Raw genomic sequence first — 15,673 nt, forward strand, 5'->3', positions numbered from 1 at the left:
CTCCCAAAGCTATGCGACAGGCATCCGTCGTTCCACCAGTTCAGCAAACCAACTGCATCCGGCGGGAATTGCATCGTCGTCGAAATTATATTCCGGGTGGTGGCACATGGCGGTGTCCCCGTTCCCGATAAAGATGTAGGCACCGGGCCGTTCTTCAAGCATATAGGCAAAATCTTCTGAGGGCATGATCGGATCGGTGCTGTCATCGACCTTGCCTGCCACCGCTTGCGCGGCCTCGGCCGCGTAGCCGGTTTCAGCCTCGGAATTAACGGTCACGGGATAACCCGGTGTCCAGACCATCTGAGCCGACGCATCAAAAGCCGAGGCCGTATCTTCCGCAATCCGGCGCACGCGCTGTTCTGCGATCTTGCGATACTCGGGGTCAAGCGTCCGCACCGTGCCCTTCAACCGCACCGTATGGGCAATCACATTCGAAGCGACGCTGTCGGTTTCGAATGTGCCCACGGTCAGGACGACACGTTTGATCGGATCAACCGTGCGCGACACAACCGATTGCAAAGCCACAACAATATGCGACGCCACAAGCGTGGTATCCACCGCTTCATGAGGCGCGGCAGCGTGACCGCCCTTACCGGTCACGACGATCTCGAACTCATCGGACGAGGCCAGCAACGCGCCGGGGCGGATCGCGAACTCTCCGACCGGCATTCCGGGCATGTTGTGCATTCCGTAAACTTCCTGAATGCCCCAGCGCTCCATCATTCCGTCCTGGCACATGGCCAGACCACCAGCCCCGCCTTCTTCGGCGGGTTGGAAGATCAGCACCGCAGTGCCATCGAAATTCCGCGTCTCAGCCAGATATTGCGCCGCGCCCAGCAGCATCGAGGTATGACCGTCATGCCCACAGGCGTGCATCTTGCCCGAAACGGTCGAGGCATAGTCCAGCCCCGTCGCCTCTTCGATCGGCAGCGCATCCATATCGGCGCGTAGGCCGATCACCCGACCCATGGTATCCGTGCGGCCCTTGATCACCGCCACAACGCCGGTTTTTCCAATCCCCGGCGTGATCTCATCCACGCCGAACTCTTTCAGGCGATCAACCACAAATCCCGCCGTTTCTTCGACGTCATACATCAATTCAGGATGCATATGCAGGTGACGTCGCCATTTGGTGATCTCATCATGCATTTCGGCAAGCCGGTTCTTGACGGGCATCTTTGACCTCCCTTCTGAGGTGTTATTCGCAGAGCCGTTCTACCAGACGTTCCATGAATTTTTGGCCTGCGTTGAATTGAGAAATCGTAATAAACTCATTCGGCTGATGGGCCTGCGCAATATCGCCGGGGCCGCAGATCACGGCGGAATAACCGGCCTCCTGAAATTGACCGGCCTCGGTGCCATAGCTGACCACATGGCTGGCATTGTCGCCGGTCAACGCGCGCACCAGCATTTCGGCCTCACCGTCCTGTTCAGGGACAAGACCGGGGATCGAGAAATTCTCGGACAGCTCGATCCGCGCTTCGGGATGAATCACCTGCATCCGTGCTTCAACTTCTCGGACCTTGTCGAAATAAGCCTGCTGCCAGGTGGCTTTTTCTTCATCCGGGACGGTGCGGAAATCCATCATAAAACGGCAATCCTTGGCGGTGATATTATGGGCGGTGCCGCCGTCGATCATGCCCACATGGCAGGTGGTCCAGGGCGGGTCGAACACAGCCGCGATATCCGAAGGCTGCGCTGCCATATTCTGCGCATTACGCTGATTGGCCCAGTCGATCAGCGGCGCGGCCTCCATGATGGCGTTGACACCGGTATGCATGATCGAGCTGTGAACCTCAAACCCGACGATATGCGTGTCATAGCCGAACCCGCCCTTGTGACCAGTGACCGCCTGCATCATCGACGGCTCGCCCACGATCACGGCCGAACCCTTTGGCAACACCCCTTGCATCGCTTCGATCATTGGCGGCGCACCGGTGCAGCCCACTTCTTCGTCGAAACTCAGTGCCAGTTGCAAGGGTCGAGCGACACCTGCGTATTGCGCCTCGACCAATGCCCAGATCGCCAGAGCGTCGAACCCTTTCATGTCGCAGGTGCCGCGCCCGAAATATTTTCCCTCGCTCTCGGTCACAACAAACGGGTCGGTGTCCCATGGTTGCCCGTCAACCGGTACAACGTCCGTGTGGCCGGACAGCACAACCGCGCCCTCTTTCAATGGTCCGACATGTGCAAACAGCGCGGCCTTGTGCGGCTGATCGGGATCGGGCCAGAGATGCGGTTCGATCCTATGCGATTTCAGATAGTCAGAAACCCAGTTGACCAGCGGCAGATTGGTGTCGCGACTGACCGTCGGGAAAGACACAAGTTTGTCCATAATGTCCTTTGGTGACAGTCTCATCGTGTGCTCATCCCACCCAATGCTCTTCGATCCATTTCGCCGGCTTGATAAAGTGGCGCAAATACCGCAAGCTGTTCTTTTCCGTAGACTTTCTGTCGTGACGCGCCGCCCAATATGTGCCTAAAGATCCCGCCTTGTGCCGGTGGGTCCACTGCCCCAGAATGGCGTTTTCGGGATCGTTGGCCCCAGCGAAAATAACCACCCGCGCCTTTTTCGGCAGAGTTGGCGTCATCACCAGATTCAGCGGGAAGGTCCAGACGCAATCATGGCTGAACTGCTGAACCGCCCAGCGCGGAAAGAACTTTACCCCGCCCGGCGCGTTTTGTGTGACATAGCGTTGTTCGAACCGGAATTTCTCGGCAATCTTCTGCGGGTCTTCGCGGAACGCCTTTTGCATCGGCGCGAGCTTACCCACCGGAAAGCGGAACAGCGACGTTTGTCCCAGACGCTCGAACGGCGTGGTCGGGTTTTTAGCCATGACGACGTCGTCTTCGTTACCGATCTCAAAGAAAATATCCAAAGATCCCGTGATGACGATATCAAGATCCAGAAACAGAACCGGCCCGGTCAACGAGCCCAGCTTTTCGCTCCAAAGCCTGGATTTGGGCCACTTGCCAATCACACCGACCGGCATGTCATAATCGACCTCTGGCAGATCCTCGCATATCACCTCGGGGCGGACGCCTTCGCGGGAATCCGTGAAACAGGTAAAGCTAAAGGGCGGCGTGATGTTCCGGGCCACCATGCCATACAGCCGATTGATATAGTTCGGTCCGTATTTGGTGCCCCAGTTGATACAGATGATTTGCTTCTTCATGTCGCCCTAGTAACCGCTATCGGTCTCCAGCACAAAGTGTCCGGGTTCAACCTCGCGATAGACCGACGGCTCGGGCTTGTAGTCGATGGGATGAATAGGCGATGGGATCGGTTTGAAGTTCAGATCCTTCTCGGATTTGCGCTGGTTCGGATCCGCAATCGGAACCGCCTTCATCAGCGCCTGAGTATAGGCATGCTGGGGGTTTTCGAACACGCGCGCACGCGGTCCCATCTCAACGATGCGACCCAGATACATGACGCCGACATAGTGGCTGACACGTTCGACCACGGCCATATCGTGGCTGATGAACAGATAGCTGAGGCCCAGTTCGGATTGCAGTTCCATCATCAGGTTCAGAACCTGCGCCTGAACGGACACATCCAAAGCCGAGACAGCCTCATCCGCGATGATCAGCTTGGGGTTCAGCGCCAGCGCGCGGGCGATGGCGATCCGTTGACGTTGCCCGCCCGACATTTCATGCGGGAAACGCCGCATAAAGCTGCGCGGCAACTGCACCTTGTCGAACAGTTGCGCGACGCGGTCTTGAAGCTCAGACCCAGACGCCACACCATAGTTGCGCATCGGTTCGGCAACTTGATCGATCAACTGCATCTGCGGGTTCAGGGACGCAAACGGGTCCTGAAAGATCATCTGCATGTCCAGCCGCGCCTTGCGCAGACCGCTTTGGTCCAGCTTCATAATATCGACGCCGTCCAGATCGACCTCACCCGCCATGGGTTCGACCAGACGCAGGATCGACCGCCCCGCCGAAGATTTACCGCAACCGGACTCGCCCACCAGACTGAGCGTCTGCCCCCGGTTCAGAGTGAAGGAAACATCTTCGACCGCGTGAACATTCGAGATCGTGCGACGCAGCAGACCGCCCTTGACCGGAAACCGCGTGGTCAGGTTCTTGACCGTCAGCAACACCTCGTTGGTGCCGGGAATCGGCGCGATATTCTGCCCTTCGACGCCCAGCAGCTTCATCGGTTCGGGCGCGGATTTGCCCCGCATCTCGCCCAGTTTCGGAACCGCAGCCAGCAGCGCCTTGGTGTAATCATGCGTCGGGTTTTCAAAGATTTCCTTGACGGTGCCTTCTTCGACCTTGTTGCCACGGAACATGACCACAACGCGGTCGGCCATCTGCGCCACCACGGCCATGTCATGGGTGATGAACATCACCGCAGTGCCGGTTTCGCGCTTGAGCCGGTCCATCAGCGCCAGAATCTCGGCCTGAATGGTCACGTCCAGCGCAGTGGTCGGTTCGTCTGCGATCAGCAGGCGAGGCTCGCAGGCCATGGCCATGGCGATCACGACACGCTGACGCATCCCGCCGGACAATTCGTGCGGGTATTGTTTCAGCCTCCGCTCAGGCTCGGGGATGCGGACCTGACGCAACAATTCTAGCGCGCGTTCTTCGGCCTGAGCTTTGGTCATATCCTTGTGGATACGCAGACCTTCGGTCAGTTGCCGACCCACGGTGAAGACCGGGTTAAGCGCTGTCATCGGCTCCTGAAAGATCATGCCAATCTCGTTGCCGCGAATCTGTTTCATCAGATCCTGATCTGCATCCGCCAGATTCATCTCGTCGCCATCGCGACGATCAAACAGCAGTTGCCCACCCGCAATTTCACCGCCGCCAAATTCGACAAGGCGCATCAGAGACAGCGAAGAAACAGATTTACCCGACCCGGATTCTCCAACGATACAAACGGTTTCGCCGGGTTTAACCTCGAACGAGACATCCTCGACGCCGACAACCGGCCCGTCCTTGGTCTGAAATTCCACCCGCAGTTTTTTGACCTGGGCAATAGGCTGATCCAGCACGCGCGCGCTCCCCTTGGCGTCATTTTTGTCTGAGTGCCAAACGCTAAGGCCGCAGCGCCGGAAAAGTCAAACGCATTGCTGAAATTCGCGACGGCAAGGCTTGCAATTTTCGAAAGTTCTGTTTCGATACGCCTCGTAACCACTCTGGGGAGTGGCGAAAAATCGCGACACGTGAAACGCATTGTTGTTTCCCGTCAAATCCTTATCCCCAAAGCGGCAACGCCAAACCCGCAGGCATTGCGGAGATAATCGAGACACGAATGTGTCCAACATGGAGTGTATGATGAAAATCAAAACCCTTTTGCTTGGTGCGATTGCAAGCACGGCGATGGCCCCGATGGCCTTTGCCGAGCGCGGATCGGACGGCAATGTCAGCATTATCTACTGGCAGGCCCCGTCGATCCTGAACCCGTTCCTTTCGGGCGGCACCAAGGATGTGGAATCGGCCTCGTTGGTAATCGAGCCTCTCGCGCGCTACGACCAGGACGGCAACATGGTGCCATATCTGGCCTCCGAGATTCCGACCGTTGAAAATGGCGGCGTCAGCGAAGACCTGACCTCGATCACCTGGAAGATCGCGCCGGGAATCACCTGGTCGGACGGCACGCCGTTTACCTCGGCGGATGTGAAATTCACCGCTGATTACTGTATGCACCCCGAAGGCGGCTGCGCGCAGGTGACTAAATTCGAAGGCGTCACCTCGGTCGAGGCTGTTGACGATCTCACCGTCAAGGTCACTTTCGACGCACCGACCCCGTTCCCCTACGGACCGTTTGTGGGCGGCGAAAGCCCGATCATTCAGGCCGCTCAGTTCGCGGATTGTGTCGGTGCCAAAGCGCCCGAATGCACCACCGAGAACTTCAACCCGATCGGCACTGGACCTTTCGTGGTAACCGAGTTCAAGCCGAACGACGTGATCACCTTCAAGGCCAACGACAACTATCGTGACCCGGCGAAACCGGCCTTTGCGACCGTGACCTTCAAAGGCGGCGGCGATGCAACCGCGGCAGGCCGCGCGGTCATGGAAACCGGCGAGTTCGACTATGCCTGGAACCTGCAGCTTGCGCCCGAAGTGATCGCGCAGATGGAAGCAGGCGGCAAGGGCACTCCGGTTGCAGGCTTTGGCCCGCTGGTCGAGCGTATCATGCTGAACCAGACCAACCCGTCGCCCGATCTGCCGGAAGGCGAGCGTTCGACAGCCAAGCATCCGCATCCGTTCCTGCAGGATCCAGCCGTTTACAAGGCTCTGTCGCTGGCCATCGACCGCCCGCTGCTGGTGGAAATCGGTTATGGTCAGGCGGGCAAAGTGACCTGTAACTGGGTCCCTGCTCCGGCTGCGTTCAACTCGACCTCAATGAGCTGCGACACGCAGGACATCGAAGGCGCGAAAAAGCTGCTGGATGATGCAGGTATCGTAGACAGCGATGGCGATGGCATCCGCGAAAAGGACGGCGTTCCGCTGAAAATCGTCTATCAGACCTCGACCAACGCTGTCCGTCAGGACTTCCAGGCATTGATCAAGGAGTGGTGGAGCCAGATCGGTGTTGAAACCGAACTGCGCAACATCAACGCATCGGTCTTCTTTGGTGGTGATCCGGGCTCGCCCGACACGTTCCAGAAGTTCTATGCTGACGTTGAAATGTACGCCAACACCTTCAACGGCACCGATCCTCAGTCCTATCTGGGCAACGGTCTTTGCGACAAGGCGCCCAAGCCGGAATCGCAGTGGCAGGGTGAGAACATCAGCCGCTTCTGCAACGAAGAGTTCGACAAGCTGCATGGTCAGCTGGCCGAAACCGCCGGTCTGGAGGCCCGCGCTGAAATCGCGAAAAAGCTGAACGACATCATGGTTGAAAACGGCGGTATGATCCCGCTGGTACACCGTGGCCGTCTGTCGGCGCACGCAAACTCTCTGGGTGGCGTTGTCCTGAACGTTTGGGACAGCGAGCTGTGGAACATTGCGGACTGGCACCGCAAAACCGGTTCCTAAGCCCTGATTTTGCAATGCCGCGCCCCGATCGTTATCGGGGCGCGGTCATTTGCGCACCATCCCAACAAGAAGACGCATATAAAGGCGCCTCTTAATGCTTAACTTTACCATTCGACGACTGGTTCTGGCCGTACCCACGCTGCTGTTCATCAGCCTCGTCATCTTCCTGCTTCTCGAACTCGCCCCAGGCGACCCGATGGCGCAGGTTCCTCTCACCGTCCCACCCGAAGTCAAAGAGAAGATGCGCGAGGCGCTTGGCCTCGGCCAGCCGATGCATATCCGGTTCTGGAAGTGGATCGTGCAGTTCTTCTGGATCGAACCGCAAGTTCTGATCGACGCAATGTTCGGAACTACCTTTTCCGAAGGTGACCTGCGTGTGATTTCGTGGCAGACCCGTTCGCCCGTCATGGACATCGTCGTTCAGCGTATCCCGCAGACCCTGTGGGTTGTTGGCACCGCCTATGTGGTCGCGATCCTGATCGCCCTGCCCATCGGCATTTATTCCGCATACCGCCAGTATTCATGGTTCGACCAGATGGGCACCTTCGTCTCGATGGTCGGCTTTTCGGTCCCGCCGTTCTTTTCCGGCGTTCTGGTGATCGTGATCTTTTCGGTCCAACTCGGCTGGTTCCCTTCGATCTATGACACGACTCATGTGGTGAATAGCTGGGACAGCTTTGTTGTGCAGTTGAAGCAGATGATCATGCCGGTCATGGTTCTGGCACTGCAGATCACCGCGCAGCTTTCCCGGTTCATGCGCGCTTCGATGCTGGACAACCTCAATCAGGATTACGTCCGCACCGCCCGCGCCAAGGGCCTCAGCGAATATACCGTGGTCATGGTCCACGTCCTGCGCAATTCGATGATCCCTGTTGTCACCGTGATCGCGCTGGGTATTCCAGCGATCTTCGGCGGCGCGATCATTACCGAGCAGGTCTTCAAAGTGAATGGCATCGGCCAATTGCTGATCGGGGCCATTCAGGCCAACGACCTGCCAATGGTGCAGACGCTGACCTTCATCTTTGCCGTGCTGATCGTGTTGTTCAACCTGATCGCGGACGTTCTGTATGGCATTCTGGACCCGAGGATTCGCTATGACTGATCATGATCGTACCGATACGCTGGTCCCGGACGAAGGATTGGCCCCCGCCTCGACCGCGTTGCCGACCACAGGAGTGATGGAGGAACTGACCACCCCACCCCGCAGCCAGTGGCGCGATGTTTGGGATCAGTTCAAGACCCACAAAGGCGCGATGATCGGGGCGGTCCTGTTCATCTTCATCGTAGCGGCTGTGTATCTGGGTCCGTACCTCTGGACCATCGACCCAACGCAGATCGACATCCGGTCGCGCAATCAGGGGCCCAGCCTTGCCCATCCCTTTGGCACCGACCAGTTGGGCCGCGATATCCTTGCGCGGATGATGTCAGGCGGGCAGACCTCGGTTTCCGTAGGTATCACGGCGATGCTGCTGGCCCTGTTTCTGGGCTCGTTCATCGGCGTGATCGCCGGGTTCTTCAAACGGCTCGATGGCCCGCTGATGCGCCTGACCGATCTGTTCCTAGCGCTGCCTCTGTTGCCCTTGCTGCTGGTCATGATGCTGCTGTTTCGCGAACCCCTGTCCGCTGCGTTCGGACTGGAGCGCGGCATCTTCATCCTGATCGTCTGCGCCATCGGCATCACCTCGTGGATGCCCACTGCGCGGATCGTGCGGGGGGACGTTCTGGCCATCAAAGAGCGCGAGTTCGTTCTGGCCGCCCGGTCCATCGGCACCAGCAACAGCCAGATTATCACGCGGCATATCCTGCCAAATGTGCTGTCGCCGATCATGGTCTCGGCAACGCTGGGGATTGCTACGGCGATCATCACCGAAAGTGCTCTGTCGTTCCTTGGGCTGGGCTTCCCGCCGGATTTCCCGACTTGGGGCCGGTTGCTGTTTGACGGAGTCGACTATCTGCAGCAATACCCCGAACGCGTGTTCTGGCCCGGTCTTGCGATCTCGCTGACCGTTCTCAGTGTGAACTATCTGGGCGACGGCCTGCGTGATGCGCTGGATCCGCGTATTCGCGGGCGCTGAACAAACTCAGCCGGTGCGTTTCAGCGCACCGGCTAACACAATGATCAGAGCCGCCAGCGGGATCAGGACCGCAAAGGCCAGCCTCAGCGTCATCAACTCGGCGAGAAACCCGATCAGGGGCGGCCCGATCAACAACCCTCCGTATCCTAAAGTTGCGACACTTGCGATGGCCTGTCCGGGTGGCACGTTCGGATCACTGGCCGCGCGGCTGAACGCCAATGGCATGATCACTGCATAACCCACACCCATCAGGGCAAAGCCGGTCAGAGCCAGACCCGAACCACCGGCAGAAACAACGGCAAACACACCCAGTGCAGCGAAGAGACCGCCAAACCTTGCCGTTGCAACCGGACCAAAACGCGCGATGACCACACCACCGGCCAGCCTGAAGACCACCATCGCGATCGAGAATACGGCATAACCCAACGCGGCAACGCTCTCTGCTGCTCCGGTCTCATCCCGCAGGAAAATCGCGCTCCAATCCGCAACTGCACCTTCGCCCAAAGCGCCACACAAGGCGACAAACCCAACAAGCACCAATGCACCGGAAGGCAAAGCAAATACTGCTCCTCCGGCCTGTTCCGTCTTGCGCGAACTCCACGTCACCCATGACAAGACCAATGCGAGGCCTACGACAATTCCACCTGCCAGCAGAAAGTGCTGCAGCACCGTCAGGTTCAGTTGAACCGCCCCAAACCCGCTGAACGCGCCTAAACCTGCCCCAAGACTCCACATTGCGTGGAAAGAAGGCATAAGCGGCTTGTCATAAGCCTGTTCAACCTCTGCCGCCCAAGCGTTCATCGCCACATCCATTGATCCGTGAAATGCGCCGAAGATGAAAAGGTAGATGGCAAGCGCCCAGAACCCACCGGCAAAGGCAAGAAGGATCAGCGACAGCGTATAAAGGACTGCAATAACCCGCGTGATCGAAACTGCACCAAACCGATCCGTCAGCCGACCTGTGATCGGAAAGGAACAAACCGCCCCAGCCGCCATGAACAGCAGGCCGTAACCCAGCTCTTCGTGGCTGAGGCTCAGACGATCGCGCACAGCCGGAATGCGCGAAGCCCAGATGCCAAACAAAGCCCCGTTCAGAATGAACATGGCCGTCACCGCACGCCAGGCCGCAAAAACACTGATCATCGGATTCTCATGTGAAACGTGACAAACGATGCGTGTATCGCAGGGCCTGCGGTGATTGGCAAATACACCCTATTCGATACGACGACGGATCTTTCGGATCGCAAACCAGACAGCCAGCACCACGGGCACGGTTACACCGGCAGTCAGCATCCCCTTGCTGATCCCCGCCTCGGTCAGCGGATAGAGAAGATATCCGAGCAGCGAGACCGCATAATAGCTGATCGCGACCACCGACAATCCCTCGACCGTATGTTGCAGCCGCAGCGCCAGATCGGCGCGCCTGTCCATGCTGGTCAGCAACGCCTGGTTCTGGGCGCTGCGTTCGACATCAACCCGCGTTCGCAGCAACTCTCCGGCGCGGATCGCCCTGTCAGACAGGGTTTGCAGCCGCTTTTCTGTTGATTTGACCGTGCGGATGGCGGGCTCGTACCGGCGCATCATGAAATCGGCAAAGCTCTGCCCGCCTTCAAAGCGTTCTTCTCTCAACACCTCGACCCGCCGATTGACGATGGCCTCGTAGGCACCTGTTGCACCAAAGCGGAATGCGCATCGGGCTGCGATGGTTTCAAGCTCGGTCGATGTCGACAGAAGCTGGGGCAACAGCGCATCAGGGGCGACAGCGTCGTCCGTCATTTCGACCATCAGTTCGGTCAACCTCTGGTCCAATTCGCCGATGCGCGGCATGATCTCCTTGACTCGGGCGAAGCCAAGCATAGACATCGCCTTGTAGGTCTCGATCTCGCACAACCGTTGGATTACCCGCCCCGTCCTGCGCTGCCCGGTCCCTTTCGAGACGAACAGCGCAAATCTCATGTGGCCTGCAGGATCGATCCGAAAATCGCTGGCGCAGATGGCCGAGTCATCCAGGACCCGCGCAACCGCCAGACTTTCCGGCTCAAACCAGCTTCCCAGGGCCGAGCGCCCCACCTCGTCCTCAGGTCGGTCCACGACACGCATCATGACGGACGTGATCCTTTCGCCCGGACTTGATGCCAGCCAGTCCGCCGGGAAAACCTCGAAATCCGCCGGATCAAATGCCCGTTCGCTGACATTCTGCGAAATCGCGGTATAGGTCACAAATTCGGTATGCTGCTCCCACTTGAGCCAATGCCGTCCGATCTGCCCTGCGTAATGCGTAGCCTCGGGTTGAGGATGCGTCGCCCCATGCCGATCCAGCAAGTTGATCAGATGGGCCATATCCTCGCCCCGGTCCCGCGCTGCGGCTTCGTCGCTTTTCTTGATGGCCAGGAAGACAACGGTGCACGGGGCTTGTGCCACCGGGAACGGTCGTGCGTGCAGTTCATTGGCCAAGGCGTAGCGCAATGGGTGGTCCTGGATCGGCGTCATAACTTGCTCCGTCGGGTTCGAGCTACTATACCCATCCCCCGAGCTTCCGCAATTCTCGCTTTATTTCAATTAGTTACGTGGATACCTCGGTATACAATTCGCTATCTCTTTGATTTAACTGCCATTGCTCGACAGCACCGCGTTCAACACTCAGTTTTTCCACGCGGTATCGTCGATGAACTGCCAGATTTCGAGGCAATTCCAGAGCTTTGGTGTCTTTTCAGCAACTGAACGTGGGCACAACCTGCCTAATAATTAGTCGCTACATTGAAAAAGGCGCCCGATATGGACGCCTCCCTCTGTTTCATTTCACTCAGCTCATTCGATCATTGGCAGGAGTTTATCGAGTGAGGCTTTGGCGTCACCATAGAACATGCGGGTGTTTTCCTTGAAGAACAGCGGGTTTTCGATGCCCGAATACCCGGTGCCCTGACCGCGTTTCGAGACAAAGACCTGCTTGGCCTTCCAGCATTCCAGTACCGGCATCCCGGCGATGGGGCTGTTGGGGTCTTCCTGTGCCGCAGGGTTCACGATGTCGTTCGAGCCGATGACGATGGCCACATCCGTTTCGGGGAAGTCGTCATTGATCTCGTCCATCTCGAGCACGATGTCATAGGGCACCTTGGCCTCGGCCAAGAGCACGTTCATGTGCCCCGGCAGACGACCCGCAACCGGGTGGATGGCAAAGCGCACATTCTTGCCCTTGGCGCGCAGCTTGCGGACCAGTTCGCTGACCGATTGCTGCGCCTGCGCCACGGCCATACCGTAGCCGGGGATGATTACGATGCTGTCCGCATCGTTCAGCGCCGCGGCCACACCGTCGGCCTCGATGGCGATCTGTTCGCCCTCAACGGCCATCTGCTCGCCCTGCGGGCCGCCAAAGCCACCCAGGATCACGCTGACAAAGTGGCGATTCATCGCTTTACACATGATGTAGGACAGGATCGCACCCGACGAGCCCACCAGCGCGCCCACCACGATCAGCAGGTCGTTGCCAAGGCTGAAGCCAATCGCCGCAGCCGCCCAACCCGAATACGAGTTCAGCATCGACACCACCACCGGCATATCGGCTCCGCCGATGCCCATGATCAGATGATAGCCGATGAAGAGCGCCGCCAGCGTCATCAGGAACAGCGGAAAGAACCCGCCCGAGGCGGTGTACCAGATCAGGCAGATCAGCGAGAGACCCGCCGCCGCCGCGTTTAGCATATGACCGCCGGGCAGCTTAGTCGCCGCCGAGGTCACCTTGCCCGCCAGCTTGCCATAGGCCACGACCGAGCCGGTAAAGGTGATCGCACCGATGAAGATGCCCAGAAACAGCTCCACATGCAGGATCGCCAGTTCGGCAGAGGTCTTCTTGGCGATCAGCTTGGCGAACGCGCCGAGATCAGACAGGTCCGCCTGTGACGCGCTGTCGGCGATTGCCATGACCTGCGCCACATTGCCGATCTCAAAATGCGCGTTGAAGCCAACGAATACAGCCGCCAGACCGACCAGCGAGTGCATCGCGGCCACAAGCTGCGGCATCTCGGTCATCTGCACGCGCTGCGCCACGTATTGACCGATCAGGCCACCGCCCGCGATCAGCAGCAGCGACAGTAGCCACAGGCCCGAGCCCGGACCAACCAGCGTGGCAAAGACCGCCAGCGCCATACCGACAATGCCATACCAGACCGCGCGCTTGGCGCTTTCCTGGTTCGACAGACCACCCAAGGACAGGATGAACAGAACAGCCGCAACAACATAGGCGGCAGTGGTAAAGCCAAATTCCATCTACCCGGCCTCCCTTAAGATTTCTGGAACATGGCAAGCATGCGCCGGGTGACAAGGAAACCGCCGAAGATGTTGATCCCGGCCATGAAGACAGACAGCGCCGCCAGCAGAATGACCAGGAACGACCCCGATCCGATTTGCATCAAGGCCCCTACGATGATGATCGACGAGATCGCATTGGTGATCGCCATCAGCGGTGTGTGCAAGCTGTGCGAGACGTTCCAGATCACCTGGAAGCCCACAAAGATCGCCAGCACGAACACGATGAAGTGCTGCATGAAGCTGGCCGGGGCCACCAGCCCCACCAGCAGCATCAGCGCGCCACCCACACCCAGCAGGGTGAATTGCTGTTTGGTCTGCGCCTTGAAGGCCGCGATCTCCTGCGCCTTTTTCTCTTCCGGGGTCAGTTCCTTGACCTCGGGTTTCTTCTGCGCCGCGATCGCCTGCACCTTGGGCGGTGGTGGCGGGAAGGTGATGTCGCCTTCGAACGTCACCGTCGCACCGCGGATCACATCGTCCTTCATGTCGTGATTGATCTGACCGTCCTTTTCGGGCGTCAGGTCCGACATCATGTGGCGAATGTTGGTCGCGTACAAAGACGACGATTGCGCCGCCATCCGGCTGGGGAAGTCGGTATAGCCGATGATGGTAACGCCATTGGGCGTCACGATCTTCTCATCCGCCACGGTCAGCTTGCAGTTGCCGCCCTTTTCTGCCGCAAGGTCCACAATGACCGAACCCGGCTTCATCGCCTCGACCATATCCTTGGTCCAAAGCTCAGGAGCTTCGCGGTTCGGGATCAACGCTGTGGTGATCACGATATCCATTTCCGGAGCAAGCTCGCGGAACTTGGCCAGCTGCGCCTCGCGGAACTCATCCGACTGCACGCTGGCATAACCGCCGGTAGCCGCGCCATCTTGCTGGTCTTCCTCAAAGTCCAGATAGACGAACTCGGCCCCCATGGATTCGACCTGCTCGGCCACTTCGGGGCGCACGTCAAACGCGTAGGTGATCGCCCCCAGCGAGGTCGAGGTCCCAATCGCCGCCAGACCGGCCACACCGGCGCCGACGATCAGCACCTTTGCAGGCGGAACTTTACCGGCTGCGGTCACCTGACCGGTGAAGAAACGACCGAAGTTGTTCCCGGCCTCGATAACCGCGCGGTAACCTGCGATATTGGCCATCGAGGACAGCGCGTCCATCTTCTGAGCGCGCGAGATACGCGGCACCATCTCCATCGCAATAACGTTGGCACCTTTGGATTTGGCCGCTTCCATCCCCTCTTCGTTGCCCGCAGGGTTGAAGAAGGAAATCAGCGTCTTACCCTTGGTCAAACGTTTCAGTTCGGTTGCGTTGGGCTGGCGCACCTTGGCGACAATGTCCGCCGCTTTCCACAACGCGGCAGCCGTCTTAACAACCTCAACACCAGCCTCCTGATAGCTCGCGTCCGAGAAACCAGCGGCAGCACCCGCACCCTTCTCAATCAGGCACTCATAGCCCAGCTTTTGCAATTGACGAGCCGAATCCGGCGTCATCGCAACACGGTTCTCCCCGTCAAAAATCTCCTTTGGTGTGCCTAGCTTCAACGGTGCAGTCCCCCTTGTTTTCGGTCTGTTGGCGCAAGTAGTCGGTATTCTTCGTCAAGCTCTGATGTATCTCGCGAAAGATTATTTCGCAAGCGCAGCATTTCGGACGCTGTGTCAAAATCCTCACAGCGTCAGATCCACCGGCGGGTCTGGCGTTCATAGCGGGCAAAATCCGCCCGAAAAGTCCGGCGCAGGCGGTCTTCTTCCGGCAGGATGAAACGGCGCTCAAGGACCCAGACAAAGATGGGAAGCAGGATCAGGGATATCACAGCGTCAAAGCGCAGGATCAATCCGGCCAATATCAACACATCACCCAGATAAATCGGGTTACGGCTGCGTTTGAATATTCCGGTCTGGACCATTGAAGTCGGGGTTTGACGCGGCATGACCGGTGTCTTGAACCGCCGAAACTCGGCTATTGCAAGGATGATCAGAATAACCCCGGCACCAATCAACAGACCACTTGCAAGATCGGTAAACCAGCCATCCAGGGACAGTCCCAGCGGCAGATACCGCGCTTGCAGCCACGCCAGAACAGCTGTTCCCAGCAACCAGACCGGTGGGATATCAATGCTGCGCATACCCGTTTCCATTTGCCCCGACAATCACCATAGGTGTCGTTTTCGGGCGCAGATGTATCGCTTTACGCCCTTGATGGCAAAACACAGATGGTCGCAGGAATATCAGTGCGACCAGAAGCCCGCCGATGTCAGCCAATTCACAACGCTGTCGGCTAATGCACGGTGGGCTTACAGG

At 58.4% G+C, this 15,673-nt stretch carries 12 protein-coding genes; 3 read left to right on the top strand and 9 right to left on the bottom strand.

Annotated elements, in window-relative coordinates:
- Positions 1 to 9: 9 nt before the first annotated feature.
- From ACR0FG_RS13230 to ACR0FG_RS13245, 4 genes are read right to left on the bottom strand one after another with little or no spacing between them, the layout of a single operon-like run.
- Positions 10 to 1,176: a M20 aminoacylase family protein gene (locus ACR0FG_RS13230; protein ID WP_480893464.1), complete on the bottom strand. Its 1,167-nt coding sequence runs from the start codon at positions 1,174 to 1,176 to the stop codon at positions 10 to 12.
- Between the two features lie 22 nt (positions 1,177 to 1,198).
- Positions 1,199 to 2,359: an acetylornithine deacetylase gene (gene argE / locus ACR0FG_RS13235; protein ID WP_480893465.1), complete on the bottom strand. Its 1,161-nt coding sequence runs from the start codon at positions 2,357 to 2,359 to the stop codon at positions 1,199 to 1,201.
- Positions 2,360 to 2,366: 7 nt separating this feature from the next.
- Positions 2,367 to 3,176 carry a glycosyl transferase gene (locus ACR0FG_RS13240; protein WP_480893466.1) on the bottom strand — a complete coding sequence of 270 codons (810 nt, stop codon included), beginning with the start codon at positions 3,174 to 3,176 and terminating at the stop codon, positions 2,367 to 2,369.
- 6 nt (positions 3,177 to 3,182) lie between these two features.
- Positions 3,183 to 5,003, bottom strand: a complete 1,821-nt coding sequence (locus tag ACR0FG_RS13245; RefSeq protein ID WP_480893467.1) for an ABC transporter ATP-binding protein — start codon at positions 5,001 to 5,003, stop codon at positions 3,183 to 3,185.
- A gap of 283 nt (positions 5,004 to 5,286) precedes the next feature.
- On the opposite strand from ACR0FG_RS13245, the gene ACR0FG_RS13250 reads away from it, so the two are divergent.
- From ACR0FG_RS13250 to ACR0FG_RS13260, 3 genes are all read left to right on the top strand, one after another.
- On the top strand, positions 5,287 to 6,993 hold the full coding sequence (locus ACR0FG_RS13250; protein ID WP_170710196.1) for a peptide ABC transporter substrate-binding protein: 1,707 nt from the start codon (positions 5,287 to 5,289) through the stop codon (positions 6,991 to 6,993).
- A gap of 94 nt (positions 6,994 to 7,087) precedes the next feature.
- The gene (locus tag ACR0FG_RS13255) at positions 7,088 to 8,095 is read left to right on the top strand and encodes an ABC transporter permease (RefSeq protein ID WP_170710197.1); all 1,008 of its coding nucleotides are present in this window, start codon (positions 7,088 to 7,090) and stop codon (positions 8,093 to 8,095) included.
- The gene (locus ACR0FG_RS13260; RefSeq protein ID WP_170710198.1) at positions 8,088 to 9,068 is read left to right on the top strand and encodes an ABC transporter permease; all 981 of its coding nucleotides are present in this window, start codon (positions 8,088 to 8,090) and stop codon (positions 9,066 to 9,068) included. The genes ACR0FG_RS13255 and ACR0FG_RS13260 overlap by 8 nt, the downstream gene beginning before the upstream one ends.
- A 6-nt stretch (positions 9,069 to 9,074) precedes the next feature.
- Here the strand turns inward: ACR0FG_RS13260 and ACR0FG_RS13265 are convergent, their stop codons facing one another.
- From ACR0FG_RS13265 to ACR0FG_RS13285, 5 genes are all read right to left on the bottom strand, one after another.
- Positions 9,075 to 10,211: an MFS transporter gene (locus ACR0FG_RS13265; protein WP_480893468.1), complete on the bottom strand. Its 1,137-nt coding sequence runs from the start codon at positions 10,209 to 10,211 to the stop codon at positions 9,075 to 9,077.
- A 69-nt stretch (positions 10,212 to 10,280) separates the two neighbouring features.
- The gene (locus ACR0FG_RS13270) at positions 10,281 to 11,558 is read right to left on the bottom strand and encodes a DUF3422 family protein (RefSeq protein WP_480893469.1); all 1,278 of its coding nucleotides are present in this window, start codon (positions 11,556 to 11,558) and stop codon (positions 10,281 to 10,283) included.
- Between the two features lie 318 nt (positions 11,559 to 11,876).
- On the bottom strand, positions 11,877 to 13,331 hold the full coding sequence (locus ACR0FG_RS13275; protein ID WP_480893470.1) for an NAD(P)(+) transhydrogenase (Re/Si-specific) subunit beta: 1,455 nt from the start codon (positions 13,329 to 13,331) through the stop codon (positions 11,877 to 11,879).
- 14 nt (positions 13,332 to 13,345) lie between these two features.
- Positions 13,346 to 14,917, bottom strand: a complete 1,572-nt coding sequence (locus ACR0FG_RS13280; RefSeq protein WP_480893471.1) for a Re/Si-specific NAD(P)(+) transhydrogenase subunit alpha — start codon at positions 14,915 to 14,917, stop codon at positions 13,346 to 13,348.
- Between the two features lie 131 nt (positions 14,918 to 15,048).
- Positions 15,049 to 15,498, bottom strand: a complete 450-nt coding sequence (locus ACR0FG_RS13285) for a methyltransferase family protein (RefSeq protein ID WP_480893472.1) — start codon at positions 15,496 to 15,498, stop codon at positions 15,049 to 15,051.
- Positions 15,499 to 15,673 lie beyond the last annotated feature (175 nt).

It is taken from the genome of Ruegeria sp. E1 (genome assembly GCF_056534225.1).